The sequence below is a fragment of the Psychrobacter sp. JCM 18901 genome (assembly GCF_000586435.1).
In the GTDB taxonomy this organism is placed as follows: Bacteria; Pseudomonadota; Gammaproteobacteria; order Pseudomonadales; family Moraxellaceae; genus Psychrobacter.
Window position 1 is genome coordinate 13182 of the sequence record NZ_BAWH01000013.1, and the last position, 19781, is coordinate 32962.

Sequence of the window (19781 nt, forward strand, 5' to 3'; positions counted from 1 at the left end):
GTGGAATGACTATGGTCATCTACTTATAATAATCATCGTTCTTTTTAAGCCACCAGTTCATATTGTCTTGGCGCTTGGCACGGAATGCTTCTAGCTTATGAGCAACGGATGCATTATGCTGCCGTGCAGTATCGAGCGCAAAAAGAATCGGTACTGAAGACAACACGCCAAAGCGTATCTTCGATTTTGGTAAGTCCAGCCCATCGCCTATATCATCACCGACCAAAGTCCGAGTGACACTCGCGTTGACCATTTCGACAAAACGTCCACGGCGATTGTCTTCACCCATCAGCTGACGCGGTAAATCATGCAATGCTTTTGCCAGTGGCTGTCCCATCTTAAAGTCTAGCTGCTGTATCGATAGATAGGTATAGAGCCATTCCCAACACGCGGCCTCATCTTTTGGTAAACGATCTAGATCAACGCCCATCCAATAACTGGCAAGGTTCCATAGATGCAGGATACCTTCAGCTTCTTCTGTGCTAATACGTGCGCCCAGCAATCGTAGACCGCGCATAATCAGTAACGAGAACTGCAAGTGGGTGGCAATCATATCGGTTTGATTGATAGGGATGCCCCAATAGTCAGTATTCCAACTACCGTCAGGGTTATGATGTTGCTCGGCATTTGGTATCACGCCTGTAGCAGCACTGCCTTTACCTTTGAGTAAGTTTTGCCGTACCAAAGTATGTATCTGACGTACTTGGATCGATTGGCGCCAGCCCTCAGAACCAATGGCTAACACTTGCTCAATAGGTTTATTTTGATTGCGTGTGCTCACATCAGATGAGGGATGTTCAGACACAGCCAAGATATAGGCATAAGTACGCATCAATCGCGGTAGCGCATCGTGCATCAGTGCACCTGTCTGAATGAGCGGCAGTGATAAGGCAGGAATGCTATAGCCAGCCATCAGAGCAACATTACGCAGTAGCCAAATGAGCATGAGTGGATAGCGCCGATAGGCAACCGCGCCTATTTGAGCAAGCTTTGGGTCGAACCAGTCAGGATGGCTGCTAAATTGCGCAGTGAGCGCGCTAAATGATGGATTGTTTACAAGGTCGTTGTTTATAAGATAATTGCTTGCAGGATTGTTGTTTGGACTATCGCTAAGAATAGTATGCTGTAAGGGCTTCGCAAACTTTATGCTCTGTGCAGCTAACGCGTCTGCAAGCGGATCGCCAATATCATAACCTGCTACTATCTCATCAAGTAGAGCAGGCGAGATCGTAAAGTCTTTTGGTAATAAATAACGTTTAATGCGTTTTAAAACCTGCAAATCGCTATGGTCATCGATAGCAGTGGTGCGTCCGTGGCGCTGATAAGAAGCCAGTAATGGAGGATGGTTATTGCCCGTGGAGGTACTTGCTGTATTGGTGGTTTTCTTATCCATATTATCAAGTACCTTTTTAATTAAACACCCTTATGCTTAAACGCTAGGATAGTATCCGTACTGTGGCTGGGATTTATACTAATTACTGATACGAGCGCATAGATGAATCCAATTGCTTTTGAGTAGATTGGATGCGTCGCTTCGTCTGACGAATCTCATCAGATAAAGATAGCAGCCGAGCACGAGCTTCTTTTTCATTAGCAAAATCTAGCATTTCACCATTTTCTAGCTTATCGAATTCTGATTGATAAGTATTTAAGAGGCGATTATCTTTGTCTAATTGACTGTCTAAGGCGTAATAATCTAGCCCTTTTTGATTAGCCGCTTGCAATGTGTTGGCCATAGTGATTGGGCAAACGTTGTTCAATTGACGACCACGTCTACCGATGTTATAGGCATTATTGATGGTGCAGTATTGTTGCAGACCAAGTTTACGACCGCGCTCCCATGCTTGATAGTCAGGGGCGACGCTGGCTTTGGCACAGGCTTTTGTATGAGATGCTAAGCGGTCTGAATGATAACCTGCTACGCCATCGTTATAGCCGATAGCTTGCCAGTCACCGACGAGACATTCTTGCTTGGAGAGTGTTGCACAGCCTGCTAGCAGATAGATACTACCGAACACAGACAACCCTAATGCCAGTTGACGTACAACGCGGTGTATAGGTCGGTACATGGTTAGCTCCGATAGCTGTGATAACTATGATAACGATAATAACTACGAACACAAATAAATGATGTAATCAATCACATTATGCAGACTTGTCATTAATTGCTAAGTCACTTATAAATATCTCGATAACGCATATATAAATAAAATAGAGCAGCTTATAAGTGGGATCAATATTAAGCAATACCACCATAAGCTACTCTATATCTCAAGGGTATTCATTAATGCGGGCGAGTCAAGTCGACCGATGTACCACTAGCATTGTCTTTTAAGCTCATTTTTAGCATGATGTAACCAGCAATACCAGAGACGATTGAACCCATGATAATACCCAAGCGCTCATCAAACATAGTGGTGTCGCCAGCGAACGCCAAGCCACCAATGAACAAACTCATGGTAAAACCAACACCACACAATAGAGCTGCACCGTAGATTTGCTTATAGTCCATACCTTTTGGCATGGTTGAGATACCAAGCTTAAAGATTAACCAACACATGAACATGACGCCTAACTGCTTACCAATAAACAAACCAGCAGCAATACCTAGCGGCACTGAGTGGAATAGCTCAGCAAAACCTGCGCCTTCGAGCGAGATACCCGAGTTGGCAAAAGCAAAGATTGGCAAAATACCAAAGGCGACGGTATTGTGTAGATCGTGCTCTAGCTCTTCAAGCGGAGAGTGCTCAGGATCAGTACGATCGAACATCGGGATAAACAGTGCTAATACCACACCTGCCAATGTTGCATGGATACCAGACTTGAGTACGGCAATCCACATGATCAGACCGATGAGTAGATATGGCGTGATATTGGTGACGTTACGGCGATTAAGAACATATAAGAACGGCAAACATAAACCAGCTACTGCCAATGACTCTAACGACAACTCACTGGTATAAAACAAAGCGATAATCAGAATCGCACCAATGTCATCGAAGATAGCAATAGAGACCAAAAATACCTTTAAAGAGTTAGGTACACGATTACCTAAGAGACTCAAAATACCGAGTGCAAAGGCAATATCTGTAGCCGCAGGAATGGCCCAACCTTTCCAAAACTCAGGCTCATTGTAGTTAAAGAGCAGATAGACAATCGCTGGCATAATCATGCCACCCAATGCGGCACCTGCTGGCAGTATTATCTGCTTGACGTTGGACAGCTCACCGATGAGTACTTCACGCTTAAGCTCTAATCCAACCAAGAAAAAGAAAACCGCCATCAGACCATCGTTAATCCAGTGATGAGCGTCTTTGGCAATCGCAAACTCACCAATCTGAATGGCGACTGGTGCATGAATAAAACCTTCGTACCAAACATTAAGAGGGGAGTTGGCAATGATCATTGCAGCAACGGCAGCCAATGCTAAGACGATACCGCCCGCTGCCTCAAATTCAAAAAAATGCCTTAATCCTTCGTATTGCCATATTATCCTCATCTCCTAAGTACAATTTACTAAATAATCTCAAATATCCATCAATGTCTGCGCTACCTATAATTTTGAGGTAGCAAATAGACAGAAACAGTTTCTCATACTCTTATCAATATAGACAACAAAATACGTTGAGCCAGTGCCAACGGTCTACTTTTTTATATTCACAATAGCAATATTATAAAGAGGATTTGACGAGCACAATAGTTGTAAGTCGTTACATCTTTTTAATAAGTCGCTATTTTGCTGAGCATATTCGGAATGTTATTAGACAAATTTAGCAGACTTTGTTACGTTTTTGGCTTTTTTTACGGTTTTATCTTTATAATGAGCAGCGCTGTGCGACATGTCATTATTTCTTTTGCTAGCACTGGTAAGCTGTCAGCTTATCGATAACGATATTTTAGCCTTATCTCAGAACTCCTTTTCTCTTCTTATAATATTTTGCAGGTCAGTGTCATGGACTTAACTTTCTCGTTAGAGATTATTTTAATGCTTACTGCGGTGGCCGCATTGGCAGGATTTATTGATGCTATCGCTGGCGGCGGCGGGTTGTTGACTATCCCTGCCATGCTACTGGCCAACATCCCACCAGTATTGACGCTTGGCACCAATAAACTGCAAGCGGCATCAGGCGCACTAGCGGCGTCTATTACTATGATTAGAAAAGGAGTCGTCAAACCGCAACGTATCAAAGTAGCTATCATCGCCGCTTTTATTGGTTCCGTTATCGGTACCATCGCTGTACAGATGTCACCACCTGACTTGCTTGAAAAGGTCATTCCGTTTTTAATCGCGGCTATCGGTATCTATACATTATTTGCCCTAGGCTTGGCGAAGTAGAGGCTGCACCGCGTATCTCAGAGAGCAAATGGCAAAAAGTCGTGGCACCGTTGATTGGTTTTTATGATGGTTATATTGGCCCAGGTACTGGTATGTTTTTTGCGCTTGGCAATGTGGCATTACGTGGTCGTCAAATTATCGAAGCAACAGGTGCGGCTAAAGTGTTGAATTTATCGACCAATATTGGCTCGCTAATTTTCTTTATTTTGGGTGGTAACGTACTGTGGAAAGTGGGGCTAGCGATGATGGTTGGACAAACCATCGGTGCCTATTTTGGCTCACATATGGTAGTTAAAGGCGGTAGCAAATTGATTCGTCCAGTGATTGTACTGGTCTGTCTGGCAATGTTGACCAAGTACGTGTTTGGCTAATTAGTTGTTGATAGAACCGTATCAACCATTATTATTTACTGATTATTGATCATAAAAAACCTCAGCCAATTTGACTGAGGTTTTTTATTTTATGCACTTCTATCTAGCAAGCGTGGTTAGCGGCGACGATCGACATCATCGTATTCACTACCCATGATGCCATCACTAAAGACTTCAGAGAACTCACGCTCATTGTCTTCATCGATATGACCATCAAATACGTCTTTTGCACCAGCGTTAGGATCGTTGTAAATAGCCAGATCCATTTTGCCTTCTGATTTTGCCACGATAGTAGTTACAGCAGCATCACCACCGACGTTTACAGCAGTACGTAACATATCAAGGATACGATCCACACCCAAGATTAGACCGATACCTTCGATTGGTAGACCTACTTGAGCAAATACCATAGACAGCATGATTAGACCAACACCAGGCACACCAGCCGTACCAACAGACGCCAGTACTGACATCAAGATAACGGTTAAGTATTCGGTCACGCCTAAATCAATGCCGTAAATGTTGGCAATAAAGATGGTCGCAGTACCCTGCATGATAGCCGTACCATCCATATTGATGGTAGCACCAAAAGGAACAGTGAACGACGCAACTGAGTTGTTTACACCCATACGCTTAGTAACCGTACGCAAGGTAATAGGAATCGTCGCGTTCGAGCTTGAGGTACTAAAAGCAAAGATCTGTACTTCACGCATTTTTGCCAAGAACGTCTTGATAGACAAGCCTGAAGACACTTTTAGTACAATCATCATGGTGATAAAGAAGTGGAAGGCCAATGACCCGACCAATACCGCGACATAACCAAGTAGTGACCAAATCAAGTCTAAACCTAGCTCTGCCATTGCTTTGGTTAATAGCGCAAATACACCATATGGTGCAAGGTTCATAATGATCGTGACCATCTTTAAGATGACTTCGTTGATTAGCTCTAGGCTCTGCACTAAGCCTTTGGCAGGTTTACCGACCATCAAGATACTGACGCCGATCAAAATAGCAAAGAAGATGATCGATAACATATCGCCATTTGCCATCGCGCTGATGGGGTTCGATGGGATAATGTTAGAGAACACATCAAGTAGAGGCGGCGCTGACGCAGCTTCAAACTCGGCTTCCGTTCCGATATTCATGCCTTTACCGATACCGAATAGTGAGCCAAGACCAATCGCAGTCGCAATAGCGAGTGCAGTGGTTATCATATAAATAATGAACGTTTTGGTACCAATACGTCCAAGTAGGCGAATATCACCAATACCGCATACACCGCAAATCAGTGAGATAAGCACCAAAGGTACGACCAACATTTTTAGCGAGTTGACAAATAGTTTACCAACAATGGCAAGGAAGCCATTGGTGATATAAGTATTAACAAAGCCACCTTCGCCGTTCAATCCTGAGTAGTTTAGAAATAGGCCCAGTCCAATACCGAGCACCATGGCAACAATGATCTTGCCCGTCAGTCCCAAATTCTTCCACATAATTCATATCCTTTGTGTGCATAACAGCTTTATAGTAAGTGTTCAGTAGCCAACATGATTGTACTTATCAGCCTTACTACAAAGCTTGTTATGACTATTAAGTTCCCGTGATTGTCGCTCGATGTCACATTTTCGTGGACAATATAAAAGAATAGCTAAGGGCACTGCAAGATTTTTTTCTGTTTTTATTCTAAATGTACATTCCTCGTTACAACTATGTGCCCATAATATAGTCAATATTTATTCTAAACGGTTTGTTTCCTATATGAAACAAAATATTTATGAAAGAGTTTTTAGGGTAAGCAAATATGTCAAACTATTGATATTGAACCATTGATTTCAAATTATCGAAATGTAAAGAAAAGAATATGATTAATTAAGCTTGAAATTTCCAATAGACCTAAAAAAGCCAGACTATCATTTATAGATAATCCGGCTAATAAAAAGTAAAAATTTTACTATAAAATCTAATAATACTCAGTTTCTAATAGCAATATTAAAAACAAAATAGACTATTAAGCCTTATCGTCTTCTTCGCGTGATGAGGGTGATTGGCGCTCTAAAGGTTTGATATCATTATCACTTACTTCAGTATTGATCTCGTCAGGTGGTGTAATATGACGATTATGATTATTGCCCATACGCTCGTTAAGATGTGATTCAGCATCACGATGGCGATGATCGAGTGCCTCTACTTCAGGCTCTGACTCTTCAAAATCTGTCTGCGAATTTACTTCTTTGATAGTATCTTGCTCACTGACCAACTCTACATCGCCATCACTTTCATAACCATGATTAGGATTGGCATCACCAGTATGATTGTCTGTATTTGCAGTACTGTCTAGATATTTAATAGCTGGTTCGTTAGTGGCTAGCTCATCAACGGCAGCTGCATCGGTATCCACAGCGATACCGTTTTTACTCTGAGCTTGTCTTTTTAGCTGTGCGTAATCAGTCAGTTGATGAACTGCATTTTCAAGCGCATGCGGATTGTCACGTTCTAGCGCTTCCGATAAATGCTCGTCAAACGTATCAGTCAATAATGAATCAAAACGCATGGCGTTATATTGAATCAGCACTTCTGCTTCTTCTTCGGTAATGCCGCCATTTTGACTGGCATGTACCACATGGTCTTCAAAGGTTAGACCTTCAAAGCTGTCTTGATGCTCTGCCTTTTTGAACTTCTGCCACAACGGTTCGATTTCGACCAACGTCTGATAAGCATGCTCCATACGACCAGTTACATCGTCTGCATCTGTGTTGTAATAAACCATGGTTTTCAGATAATCGCGGAACGGGTTGGCTGCAAAGTCATCCATGAAAGTATCACCCAACTGGCGTTTTAACTCATCGCTTGCTGGGGTGAAGATACGTCCACTTGGGAAAGTCACAAAGCTAACCACATTGGCTGCCATACGATTCGGGAAGTTGGCAAAGAATGACAAAAAGGCTTCTTGAATCGTGTACAAGCTGTTTTGTAGCGCAACTTCGGCATGTAAGCGCTCAGACTCTGATTTACTACCATGCTCATAGAATTGCAAAATAGCAGTCGCAATAAATAAATGACTATGGATGTCTGCTAAGCGACCAGAGAGCATCTCTTTACGTTTTAAATCCCCTGCTAGTAGTCCTAAGGCCATGTCAGCAGTTAGGGCAAAGCTCGCACTTAGACGGTTAATATGTTTGTAATAGGGACGGGTAAAGGCATCTGCGAAATTCGGCGCCTTATCGCTACCACCGATGTAACCTGCGACAAAAGCTTTTGCACCACGGTTAAACGTGTAGCCTAAATGCTTAAAGAAAAGGGTATCAAATTTTTCAGTGGCAGCCGCTTTATCTTCGCTCTGTAGTAACTGAAGCTCGTCGAATAAATAAGGATGACAACGCATCGCACCTTGACCAAAGATCATGAGCGAGCGGGTCAAAATGTTGGCGCCTTCGACAGTGATAGAAACAGGAATCGCTTGATAAGGTGTCGCTAAGAAATTGCGTGGACCCATTTGCACAGCACGACCACCGACCACATCCATACCGTCGTTGACGACGCTACGCATGGTTTCAGTCGCATAGTATTTTGCCATGGCCGTCATAACAGATGGCGTGCCACCTTGGTTTAATCCGCAAGTGACCAAATGACGGAACGCTTCTAACATATAAGTGTTACTCGCCATACGGCTAGTAGCGTCCTGTACACCTTCAAACTTACCTACGGATATCTTGAACTGTTCGCGAACTTTGGCGAATGCGCCGACAGATAGGTAAGTCATTTCACTGGCTGATGTCGACAGAGCGGGTAGAGAGATACCTCGACCAACGCCCAAGCACTCCATCAGCATACGCCAGCCGCGACCAGCATTCTCGACACCGCCAATAATATAATCTAGTGGGATAAAGACGTCTTTACCATCGACTGTACCATTCATAAATGGTGAGCCGATTGGATTATGACGTGGTCCTGTTACCACACCTTCGTGATTAGCTGGAACGAGGGCACAGGTAATGCCGTAATCGGTTTTTTCAAGATTGCCAAGCAGACCTTCAGGATCGTGCATTTTGAATGCTAAGCCAACAACAGTAGCGACAGGTGCTAGGGTAATCCAGCGCTTAGAGAAGTTCATGCGCAGGCCAAGCACTTGTTCGCCTTCGTGCATACCGTAACAGACCACACCTGTATCAGGAATCGCGCCTGCATCAGAGCCAGCTTCAGGCCCAGTCAAACCAAAGCAAGGCACTTCATCACCTTTTGCAAGACCTGGCAACCAGCGCTGCTTTTGTTCGTCTGTACCGTAATGCATCAATAGCTCACCAGGGCCGAGCGAGTTGGGAACCATACAGGTTACAGCGGCAGTCGGCGAGCGCGAAGCAATCTTGCTCATTACACGACTTTGCGCATAAGAGCTAAATTCTAAGCCGCCAAATTCTTTTGGAATGATTAAACCTAAGAAACCATTACTTTTGATAAATTGCCATGCTTCAGGTGATAGGTCTTTATCTTTATGCTGAATTTGCCATTCATCAAGCATGGCACATAAAGTTTCTACTTCATTATCGATGAAACTTTGCTCTTCTTCCGAAAGCTGCGGATAAGGATAATTGGCAAAGGTATCCCAGTTTGGCGCACCCATAAACAGCTCTTTTTCCCACCAACTAGTACCCGCATCAAGCGCTTCACGTTCCGTATCACTCATACTCGGCATCGCACCGCCTAGCGCCTTATAAACAGGCTTAGTAATTAACGATTGGCGAAGCGGTGCAACGAGTAAGACCAAGCACAGTAATGCCATTGGTATACCCAAAATGAGCGACCATGGGCTGATAATTGCGGTGACGATAACCGTAATCAGGCGACGATGCTACCGGTGACCCGTGATAAGGACAACAAAAAGATGGCCAAGACCACGGCTAACTGAATGATGACTGCCAAAATAAACAAGCCAATTGCCATGACTATCTCCTTTAAAGTGCTGAATAAAAAAATGCGAAAAATACGTAAATGAAAGAGCTAACTATAATTGTTTTTCGTCTTGCCATTTAGTGTCTTACAAGTAAATCTAATGATTTGTTAATTCATAAATGCTCGGTTTTACGTCTCTTAAGTACTAGTATTAACGCCCTAGTAAGTAATTGACAAATAAATGACAAGAATGGCTACTAATATGAAACAGTTGTCGATAACTATCAAGAGCCAAAATGCTACGCTCTGTCGATGATATGTATCAAACATAATTGTTTGCAGGTTTTCCAAACAGACACGTGGGCTACATAACTAAATATTATCGAAAACTTGCCAAAGAGCTAACCAAAAGGGGCAAGGCAGCTTTCGGCATAAGACAAAGTGTCGTTACGTCCGACGATGATGTGATCGACAAGCGAGATATCTAACAGGTCACAGGCTTTTTTTAATTCATAGGTCAGTAAGTTATCAGCGGTCGATGGCTTGGCATCGGTATGAGGATGATTGTGGGCGATGATAAGTTGGCTAGCAGCATGGCTTAGTGCATGCCGAAGTACGTGCTTGATGCATACCGAGCATGATGAGATGCCACCTGTAAATAATATCTCGAAGTTTAAAAGGTTCAACGCATTATCTAGACAGAGTACCGCAAATACTTCACGGTGCTCGCCGCGCAACTGGGTGCTGATATAGTCTTTGACTGCTTGTGAACGGCCGAGTGCTTGCCCAGTTTTGAGTTGACTGTCCAGATAGCGCGTACCCATCTCAAGTGAGGCTAATATTTGGGCGTACTTTGCAGGGCCCATACCATGACAGGCAAGAACCGTCTTTTGAGGGGCGGCTAATAGCTCGGCTAAGCTACCAAACTGATCAATCAAATGCCGCGCTAATTCAATCGCTGATTGAGACTGAGTACCCGTACGCAAAAATATGGCCAGTATCTCGGCGTCAGACAAATGAGCTGCACCAAATTTTAAAAGTTTTTCGCGTGGCCTGTCATCCTCATGCCAGTCTTTGATCGCCATGGTCACTCCTTGAAAATGGTTGATACTTGTTATCTGAGATAGATACGGAAAATCTTACCCAATTTATCTCATAATTGTTACTATAAGCGCAATTTTATCTTTTCACTTTTTTTGTTGATGCCACGCTTATGTCCAATATTGTGCTTGCTATTACTGGCGGTATCGCCGCTTATAAATCTGCTATATTTGCCCGCTTGTTAGTTAAGGCAGGCTTTGATGTGCGCGTTATCATGACGACAGGTGCACAAGCATTTATCACACCGCTGACTCTACAGGCGTTGACGGGTAACGAGGTGCACGTGTCGTTGCTCGATGAGCAGGCAGAGGCAGGCATGGGGCATATTGAGCTGGCCAAGTGGGCCGACTTAATCGTCATTGCACCTGCTTCAGCCAATACGCTTGCGCGTCTGGCCATGGGTATGGCTGATGATCTATTGACTACAGTGTGCTTGCCACTACAGCGCCTGTCATTATTGCTCCTGCCATGAATCAGCAGATGTGGCACATCCGGCAGTCAACCTAAACGTGCAAACATTGCGCGATATGAATTATCAGATTATCCAGCCAGCTAGCGGTGAGCAAGCGTGCGGTGATGTCGGAGCAGGGCGATTGCCTGAGCCTGAGCAGTTATTGGATGAGGTGTTGCTGTTCATAGCGATGAATACGACGCCGCAATTGTTGGCAGGCAAAAGAGTAGTCATTACCGCAGGTCCAACCGTAGAAGCGATTGACCTGTGCGTTATTTGTCTAATCACTCTTCAGGAAAAATGGGCTTTGCATTGGCGCGCGCTGCGTGGCTGCTGGTGCAGACGTTGTCTTGATCTCTGGTGGTAAAGTGGCATTGCCCACGCCGCTCAATGTCACACGAATCGATGTGCTGTCTGCCGAAGATATGCTGATAGCCGCGCAGCAATGTGTGGAAGGTACGCATAGCAAGCTTCAATTTGTCCTTGAAGATGAGCATGACCATTCTCATGAACACGATCACTCTCATAACCATTCTCACGAGCATCATCATGGCGACTGTGGTTGCGGTGATGATGATGTAAGCGACCATAATGACAATAATGACTCGCTACAGTCTTACGATGACAACCAATTTGTGAAAGCAGATATTTTTATCGCGACCGCCGCCGTGGCAGATTATCGTACGGAAGAAGCTGCACCGCAAAAAATTAAAAAGACACAAGATGCCATGACGCTCAGTTTGGTTAAAAATCCTGATATTCTAGCGACGATTTCTTTGGCACATCCAGAGCTATTTGTCGTTGGTTTTGCAGCAGAGACGCAAGATGTTGAGCGTTATGCCCGTGGTAAATTGGTCGCAAAAGATTTGGATATGATTGCTTGCAATGATGTCTCACGTGCAGATATCGGTTTTGCCAGTGATGACAATGCGATGCAGGTGTTTTTCTCTGAGCACTATGAGCGTGACGCGGTAACACTTGAGAAGACCAGTAAAGATAAAATTGCTGAGCAGTTAGCAGGTATTATCGGCCAAGTAATCAATCAACGTCAAAATGGCTAAAGCCACAGTTTCAAAGCGTGTAGATAGCGTGTAGATATGGATGCTGAGCCTAAAATGGTGTGACCGATATGATGAATATAGCTGGTAACGATAGCACTCAAATGCTAGTGCTGACGGTCATTTTTGCGCTTGCATCACTGCTGCATGGTATTAGCGGACTTGGCGCAACGCTAGTGACGACCACTGCGCTTGCTAGTATGTACCCATTGCAACACGCCATTGTGTTAGTGATTTTTCCCTCGCTAGTCGTTAATGTGATGACCTGGCTAGTAGGCGGTGAACGCACCATTTGGCAAAACCTTATCTACTACGGCAGACACTATTGGTTGCTTGCGCTTACTAGCTTACTAGGTAGCATTTTAGGTGCTAAACTCTTGCTATGGGTCGATAGCGCTTATATTCTCTTATTGTTGGCCGCGGTCATTGCCTTCTACGTTGTGAGTAGCTTACTCGGCAAACAAATCCGTCTACCAAACACCAAGCCTATGTTGATTGCCGTTGGTTTTGGTGCAGGCGTCATCGGCGGCTCGACCAATGCAATGTCGACCATACTGATGATGTATTTATTGTCTGCTAGTGACGATAAAAACACCATCGCCAAAGTCGGTAACATGTGCTATTTCTTAGGAAAGGTTGCTCAAATTATCGTGTTGCGTGAGCCTATCATGGCACTGAGCAGTGGTGAGTGGCAGCTGATTACTTTTTTTGAGTGTGCTGTCTATAGTGACTCTTTTGGTTGGAATCCGTTTGCGTCGCTATTTACCGCAAGCGCATTTTCGTCAGCTTATTTTATTGATTTTAATCGTGCTTGGAATACGTGTGGGTTGGCAAGGCATTACCGCATTGTTATAGCTAAAGATATAAGCCTTTTCAGCGATATCTTATTAGACCAATTCTTCAAAAAAATATCTGCTGTGCCAAACGAAAGGTATTACAATGCGCTTCGACCACGTCTTCGATATCTTCTGAGTAGCCGCCACCCATCACGATAGCGACAGGGATATTGGCGGTTTTTGCTTGCTGCAGAACGTATTCATCACGCGCCTTACATCCTGCTTGTGTCAAACCAAGTTTGCCGAGCTTATCGGTAGCGAGCACGTCGACTGCAGACTGATAAAAAAATCATATCTGGCGCAACCTCAGCGATTAAGCGTGGCAGCGTATCTTCTAATATCTGTAAATACTCAGCATCGCCAGTATCATTGTCTAGCTCAATATCTAAGTCTGATACTTGCTTACGAAACGGGTAGTTCTTTGCACCATGCATGCTAAAAACAAAAACGCGTGGTTCATCTGCCATGATACTGGCGTTGCCATTGCCTTGATGAACATCCAAATCGATAACTAAAATCTTCTGTGCCTGTCCACGATTTAGTAGTAAGTTGCTAGCGATACAAACATCATTGAAGACACAAAACCCTTCTCCATGACCAGCAAAGGAGTGATGAGTACCGCCTGCAACATTCATCGCCACGCCATATTGCTGAGCATATAGCGCGCATTCATACGTTGCATGGGCAATATAACGACCGCGCTCCACCAGCTGCGGGGTCATCTCAAATCCGATCGCACGAGCAGCCTTGCGCGGCAGTGTTTGAGTTTTAAGCTGATACCAGTACTCTGCGGTATGCGTGGTCAAAATCTCATCTTGCTTAAGCGAGCAGGGGCAAAGAAGTTATCTTGGCTGATAGTGCCTTCTGCCAGTAAGCGCTCAGGAATCATAGTGTACTTTTGCATGGGGGAAGCGATGTTTTTCTGGCACGGAATAGCGAAAGACGTCAGAGTAGGCAATTTTTAGCATAAGAATTCTAGCTTAGTATTAATGGTTTTTGGATAGAAAAATAAAGAGATAAGTATCAGCTATCGCGGATTATGGCTTGATTGAACAACCAGTTTATCGAACGAACTGAGCTATTGAACAAACTGAGTCGGCAAAAAGAACGTGCGCGCGTCTGACTGTTGACGTAGCTCGACAAGTAGCGTTTGCATGTCTTCAGCAGGGTCTTGATTATTGACCAAGTTGCCAAATAGCTCGTTGGCAACCGTGGTCATCGCGACCACGCTTTGTAGTAAATGCTCAATAATCTCATTATCTATACCAACTGCTTCGACATCGATAGCATTTTTGTAGCGTATCTCACCATCGTTGACATCCATTTCTAGATTACCGACTAGCATGTCATAGTTGATTTGGGTGATAAGTAGCATCGCAGCGCTTTGATGAGTTTCTGGTATCAAAAATGGCAAGATGCCATAGATGGCCAGTAGTTTGTTTTTTTCTTGCACCCGAAACAGATAGCCACAATTTATTTGCTTATGACGCATTCTCAAGGATAAATGATGTGATTTTTGGCTGTCGTTGGTTTTGGGTCGATAATGCGTGTAGTGCCATTGTTTGTCATTGAAGTATTGTTTTAAACAGTCAACAATGGGCGTGTCACTTTGGTTTTGAGGTTCTGCATTTGCGCTATCGGTTTTAAGTTGAGATGTATTTGCTTGTGCTTGAGCGTTATCCTGTTTGCTGCCCTGATTCGCCTCTAACTCATGAGAGATATCAGAAATATCAGCTGATATATTTTTTGTATTATTAACCTCGCTGTCAGCAAGTAATGCACGCCCTTGCTCGCTTGCACCATCGATGACTGACTGCGGTGCGGAAGCAGTCAATAACCGTTTGATTTTTTTGCCATAAGCTGAGTTTATTGCGTTGACTCATAATAGTATGCTGACAAGTAAGAGTTATAAATTAATCGTGAGTGAATGCCAAGCCTTCCTTAATAGCAGGCTGTGCATAGAACGCTTCTAGCATTTCACGAATATGAGCTGTCAACCAAGGCGTCTCAAGAGCATCGTACACGATAGGCAGTAGAGCCGTACTACATTGCTTCATGGCCGCTTCGTCAATGTGTAAACTCGCCGCAATGGTCGCCATCGTGTCAGCCTGATGGTTGGCATACCAAGTGTTAATGCTTGCCGAGACTAAACTGTGTAGATACGGTGACAGTCGCAGGCGATTATAGCTCTGTTGGATACTGGCTTCGATATGGTCAATGCTACTATTACCGGGCTCATCGCTTAAATAGGTTTGTAGCTCACTGATCGGTTGGTCTTTGATGCGCTCCCAGCCCATAACCATCAGGCGCGCCACCTCTTCGTTTGATAAGTGTTCCTGCGCATTGGCTTCGGCTTTGCGCGTCAAATCTTTGATATTGCGATGCAGGTACGTTTGTAGTTTTTCATCGAGGTTTCTGTTGGTTGCCTTTTCAAAAGAGCTGCGCCCAAGCTTCATCAATTTACCAACGCCACCTGCTTTATCGAGGGTGCTTTCCATAAAGTCGTTGATAGCGTGATAGAGTGTTTGGGTCAACAAATCAGCGAAGGTTTCGTTACCGACCAGTGTGTGAATCAATATGTTACGCTGCTGCTCGTGACTACCGATATAGTTGGCCAGCGTTTCGACTTGGGCATCATCGACCAGCTCAGACAAAGGCACGTTGTCATTGACTGGGTGATAAATAATGGTGTGCAAAATATCACGGATATCGGTACGCATCACCTCAGTCATCGGCTGATTTAACAGCCAGTCTTTCATCAGCTGCTGTAAATGGTCACAGGTAATATATTTGCTTAAGGGCTGCGCACCAAACCATTGCCAAGCTTCCATCGCTAGTGGCTCAGCTTGATTGTGCAACCACTGCTGCATAAAGTTGACTTGAGCATCGATCAAGCTATCTACTGTCAAACGGCTAGCTGATGGCTGTTTTGACAAGTTGGTGTCTGCGTTGTCACTTTTAGTCTCTGCATTAGGCATTTGTGTTTGGCTATCTGGTGAAGTCGGCATAGGTTTTGAAGTCATATTTTAAAGTCGTATTTTTTTTGAGGTCGTACTTTTTGAAGTCAGAGTAATCGACAATTTGTTATACTGTGTGTTTGTAGCGAGCATAGGGTATTATGCCACGAACATTGCCTTTGTTTGTGATGAATATTGACTGCTGCTTGATAAATAACCAGGGGTTTTGATGACGGTTTTGGATACGCCTTTACTTGCACTTGATGAGCTGACGGTTCAGCGCGGTGAGATACCGCTGTGCGAAGGAGTTGCGTTGCAGCTATCTGCTGGTAGTATTTGCCATTTGATTGGGGCAAATGGGACGGGAAAGACCACGTTACTCATGCAATTGGCTGGATTGTTACCTGTTTTGTCAGGTAGAGTTATTTATCAAGGACAATCGTGCCTGCCTATCCAGCCCTTATATGTCTCACACCAGTTGGGCATCCATCCGAATCTGACAGTAGCACAAAACCTAACGTTTCTACTGAACTTATATGGTATTACTCCAAGCGCTGCTGATATTGATAATGCGCTCACATGGGTTGGGCTACAAGGGTTTGAAACGATCAGCTCCAGTCATTTGTCCGCTGGGCAAACGCGGCGCATCACGCTGGCACGATTGTACTTGTTAACTCCTGACGTGACACCGCTCTGGTTACTTGATGAGCCTTTCACGGCGCTGGATGTTGATATGGTGGCACGTATGGAAGAGCGGTTATGCGACTTTGCACAGGCTGGCGGGTCGATACTAATGACCAGCCATCAGGCAGTCTGTGTCGCCAATCAAGTGCTCGATTTGTCAAATTACATGGTATAAGTTTGATTGCTATCAGTACCATCAGTATACGTGCAAGGACAAATAATGACAGACAGTCCAATACAAGTAGGATCAGTAGCAGCATGAATAAAAGCCCAAATGCTATTGTCGCAGTGCCTCGCAGTATTGGCTTCCTGCAGCTGTGGCGCCGTGAATGGCAAGTCAAGCAGCAAGGAGCGGTACAATGGTTGTATCCGTTAGTACTGTTCTTAGTGATTATTACTTTGTTTCCGTTGGCAGTCGGTAGTGAGCCTGCGCTATTGCAGCGTCTGGGCGTATCAGCAGTGTGGATTGCTGCATTGCTGTCACTGGTAATGGGTGTTGATGGATTATTTAAGCCTGCGCTTGATAATGGTACGCTTGCGCAATTGGTCGTGGCCAAAGCGTCACTACCGCTATGGGTGCTGATTAGACTGGTCATTCATTGGATTTTTAGTAGTGGTATTGTGGCAGTGCTTAGCTTGCTTGCCGTGCCGTTATTTCAGCTCAGTTGGTTTGAAGCGTGGATCTTGATGGCTTCTATCGTGACAGGTAGCCCAATGCTTTTGATGTTATCAGCAGTGGCCAGTAGTTTGACGCTATCGTTAAAGAATGGGGCAGTATTAGTGCCTTTGATTGCTTTACCGATGCAGTTGCCAGTCTTGATTTTTGCTACGGGTGCGGTTGATTTATTTGCCTCTGGGCTGAATGGTTTGCCTATCTTAGCTTTATTACTAGCAGGAAGTATTGTTTCTGTCCTAGTTATGCCTTGGGTGATTGCTACCACTTTAAAGATGTCATGGCTCAATTAAACGATTTGCTTGTTGCAATCTTAAAATCCAGATTTCGAAATTTGATTATCTAAACCCAGTTATATAAATCTAGTTATCTAAACCTAGCAATATAAATCTAGTTATCTGAACCTAGTTGTTTGAACCCTATATATTAACATCGTGGTGAAAACTGACAATTTTGCTATAATAGTCAATTGAATACGTAAACAGCTCTTTGTAGATTCTATCCAGTGTTTAACGCCAGCAGGTGAGTTGATAGTGTTGCTTTGATAGACCGCATCATTTATCACCAGTAAGCTGTGTAATAGGTTTCTTCCCATGCCCAACCTGAATAACGTCTCATCCCCTAGCTTGTGGCAGCGCATTTGGCAGGGTTTCTTGACCACTGTGGGTACCAAGCAGTTTTTTCGTATCTTTAGCCCTTGGGTCAAGTGGTTAGCGATATTGGCTAGTCTCTGTTTGCTCATTGGTAGCGTATGGGGCCTTGCTTTTGCGCCGCCTGATTATCTTCAGGGCAATAGCTATCGCATTATATTTATCCATGTGCCAGCGGCCAGTCTTGCCATTTCTATTTACTTTTCCCTTGCAGTTCTAGGGGTAATCTATTTGGTATGGAAGATTAAGACGGCCAGTCTGGTCGCGCAGGCACTTGCTCCGATGGGGTTTTTGCTGTGTGTCATCAGTTTGCTTACAGGCTCTATCTGGGCAAAGCAACATGGGGCACTTACTGGGTGTGGGACGCACGCCTTACGTCAATGCTGATATTAGCGTTTCTATATGCGGGCGTGATGGCACTGTTTGCCGCTTTTGAGCATACGGCCAATCGCGGTAAAGCGGCTGCTATTTTATCTATTGTAGGCGCAGTGAACCTGCCTATTATCAAGTACTCAGTAGAGTGGTGGAATACCTTGCACCAAGGCGCGACCTTTAGCTTGACGGCAGCACCGAAGATGTCGGCAGATATGTGGATGCCTTTACTACTGATGATTATCGGCAGCTATTTACTGGTTGCGACATTAGCGATTTATCGTACCAACACGCTGATTCTATACCGTGATCAAGGCAAAGCGTGGGTTAAAGAATACATTCGTGGTCAACACAAATAACGGCTAGGAAAATACTATGCAGCCTTACTTTTATAGCGTATCTGAGTTTTTCGCCATGGGTAAGCATGGGGTTTTTGTATGGTCGTGCTGGGCGATAACGATCGGCGTGATGTTGGCGTTTATTATCTATAGCCGCAGACAGCGACAGTCACTTATCAAACAGCTGATCATCCAGCAAGCGCGACAAGCACAACGAACGACCAAAACCTCAACGCCTGTAACCAAACAGGCGGAATGAAAAATCATCTTAATATCATGGTTTTAGCGTAAGAAGCCGTATCCTTACACTGACAAAAATATGACCTTATAGGCAGTGATGAGGCTTATTGATTTGTCTGAAAAATGCTACCATATAGCGATTAGAAGAGTACGATTAGAAAGACATTTTTAGAACGTTTTTCTAATGGTAGTTTCTTCAAAATTTTCTATTTTATAGATTGATTATGGTTTATAAAATAGTGACTCATTAATGGGGTAGTGGTATGAATGCAGTTCGTCGGAAAAAACTGACATGGGTTATGTTTACACTGGCAGGTGCGGCAGTGGCAGTTATGTTGGTTATCTATGCCATCGGGCAGCAAACTGACTACTACTTTGATGCAACCGCTATTGCCCAAGGTGAAGCGCCTCAAGACAAACGTATTCGTGCTGGTGGTATGGTGGTTGCAGGTAGTGTGCAGCGTGCAGCAGACAATCCATTAAATGTTGAGTTTGCGATTACTGATTTTCAATCAACCGTGCCAGTGACTTACCAAGGTATCCTGCCAGACTTATTTGCTGAAAACTCAGGTGTCGTAGCCACGGGTAAAATGCAAGGCGATACTTTCGTCGCTGGAGAAGTATTGGCCAAGCATGATGAAAACTATATGCCGCCAGAAGTCGCTAAATCTATGAAAGAAAATAACCGCAGTGGAGCGATACCTTCTTCTGAACAGTATAATCCTGCTGAAAAAAATTCATGAGACCGAAACCCTACAACAGTAACGATTATAAGTTGTCGTACCATATAAAAAAAGCCACCGATTATCGGTGGCTTTTCATTGAGC

The 19781-nt window shown here is 44.1% G+C and carries 10 protein-coding genes and 7 pseudogenes; 8 read left to right on the forward strand and 9 right to left on the reverse strand.

Translation table 11 applies throughout. The features are described 5' to 3' along the window. Positions 1-19: 19 nt before the first annotated feature. The 3 genes from TT11_RS10210 to nhaA form a co-directional block, all read right to left on the reverse strand. Positions 20-1393 carry an oxygenase MpaB family protein gene (locus TT11_RS10210; RefSeq protein WP_261870353.1) on the reverse strand — a complete coding sequence of 458 codons (1374 nt, stop codon included), beginning with the start codon at positions 1391-1393 and terminating at the stop codon, positions 20-22. An 82-nt stretch (positions 1394-1475) separates the two neighbouring features. Next, the gene (locus tag TT11_RS10215; protein WP_261870355.1) at positions 1476-2069 is read right to left on the reverse strand and encodes a DUF2799 domain-containing protein; all 594 of its coding nucleotides are present in this window, start codon (positions 2067-2069) and stop codon (positions 1476-1478) included. Positions 2070-2284: 215 nt separating this feature from the next. After that, positions 2285-3499, reverse strand: a complete 1215-nt coding sequence (gene nhaA / locus TT11_RS10220; protein ID WP_261870357.1) for a Na+/H+ antiporter NhaA — start codon at positions 3497-3499, stop codon at positions 2285-2287. A 453-nt stretch (positions 3500-3952) separates the two neighbouring features. Between nhaA and TT11_RS10225 the strand changes: the two are divergent. Continuing rightward, positions 3953-4707 (forward strand): annotated as a pseudogene (locus TT11_RS10225) (TSUP family transporter). Positions 4708-4823: 116 nt separating this feature from the next. Here TT11_RS10225 and TT11_RS10230 read toward each other — a convergent pair. The 3 genes and pseudogenes from TT11_RS10230 to radC all read right to left on the reverse strand — a co-directional run bounded on the left by TT11_RS10230 (position 4824) and on the right by radC (position 10679). Continuing rightward, entirely contained in the window at positions 4824-6200 is a 1377-nt protein-coding gene (locus tag TT11_RS10230) for a dicarboxylate/amino acid:cation symporter (RefSeq protein ID WP_101206037.1), read from the reverse strand. A gap of 515 nt (positions 6201-6715) precedes the next feature. Next, positions 6716-9645 (reverse strand): annotated as a pseudogene (locus tag TT11_RS10235) (acyl-CoA dehydrogenase). 350 nt (positions 9646-9995) lie between these two features. Next, the gene (gene radC, locus TT11_RS10240; RefSeq protein WP_160023559.1) at positions 9996-10679 is read right to left on the reverse strand and encodes a DNA repair protein RadC; all 684 of its coding nucleotides are present in this window, start codon (positions 10677-10679) and stop codon (positions 9996-9998) included. Positions 10680-10807: 128 nt separating this feature from the next. On the opposite strand from radC, the pseudogene coaBC reads away from it, so the two are divergent. Next, positions 10808-12207: pseudogene (coaBC, locus tag TT11_RS17290) on the forward strand (bifunctional phosphopantothenoylcysteine decarboxylase/phosphopantothenate--cysteine ligase CoaBC). Positions 12208-12275: 68 nt separating this feature from the next. After that, positions 12276-13059: pseudogene (locus TT11_RS10260) on the forward strand (TSUP family transporter). Positions 13060-13104: 45 nt separating this feature from the next. On the opposite strand, the pseudogene TT11_RS10265 reads toward TT11_RS10260, so the two are convergent. The 3 genes and pseudogenes from TT11_RS10265 to TT11_RS10275 form a co-directional block, all read right to left on the reverse strand. Continuing rightward, positions 13105-14008 (reverse strand): annotated as a pseudogene (locus TT11_RS10265) (histone deacetylase). 110 nt (positions 14009-14118) lie between these two features. Continuing rightward, on the reverse strand, positions 14119-14874 hold the full coding sequence (locus tag TT11_RS10270; protein WP_261870367.1) for a YbjN domain-containing protein: 756 nt from the start codon (positions 14872-14874) through the stop codon (positions 14119-14121). A gap of 79 nt (positions 14875-14953) precedes the next feature. Further along, complete coding sequence (locus TT11_RS10275) at positions 14954-16063, reverse strand: hypothetical protein (protein ID WP_261870368.1); 1110 nt, start codon at positions 16061-16063, stop codon at positions 14954-14956. A gap of 163 nt (positions 16064-16226) precedes the next feature. Between TT11_RS10275 and ccmA the strand changes: the two genes are divergently transcribed. The 5 genes and pseudogenes from ccmA to ccmE all read left to right on the forward strand — a co-directional run bounded on the left by ccmA (position 16227) and on the right by ccmE (position 19719). Further along, complete coding sequence (gene ccmA, locus TT11_RS10280; RefSeq protein ID WP_261870369.1) at positions 16227-16856, forward strand: heme ABC exporter ATP-binding protein CcmA; 630 nt, start codon at positions 16227-16229, stop codon at positions 16854-16856. A gap of 83 nt (positions 16857-16939) precedes the next feature. Then, positions 16940-17647, forward strand: coding sequence for a heme exporter protein CcmB (locus tag TT11_RS10285; RefSeq protein WP_102094084.1), 708 nt, complete (start codon positions 16940-16942; stop codon positions 17645-17647). Positions 17648-17947: 300 nt separating this feature from the next. Beyond that, a pseudogene (gene ccmC / locus TT11_RS10290) lies at positions 17948-18735 on the forward strand (heme ABC transporter permease CcmC). Positions 18736-18751: 16 nt separating this feature from the next. Then, positions 18752-18973, forward strand: coding sequence for a heme exporter protein CcmD (gene ccmD, locus TT11_RS10295; RefSeq protein WP_261870371.1), 222 nt, complete (start codon positions 18752-18754; stop codon positions 18971-18973). A 244-nt stretch (positions 18974-19217) separates the two neighbouring features. After that, a pseudogene (ccmE, locus tag TT11_RS10300) lies at positions 19218-19719 on the forward strand (cytochrome c maturation protein CcmE). Positions 19720-19781: the final 62 nt, after the last annotated feature.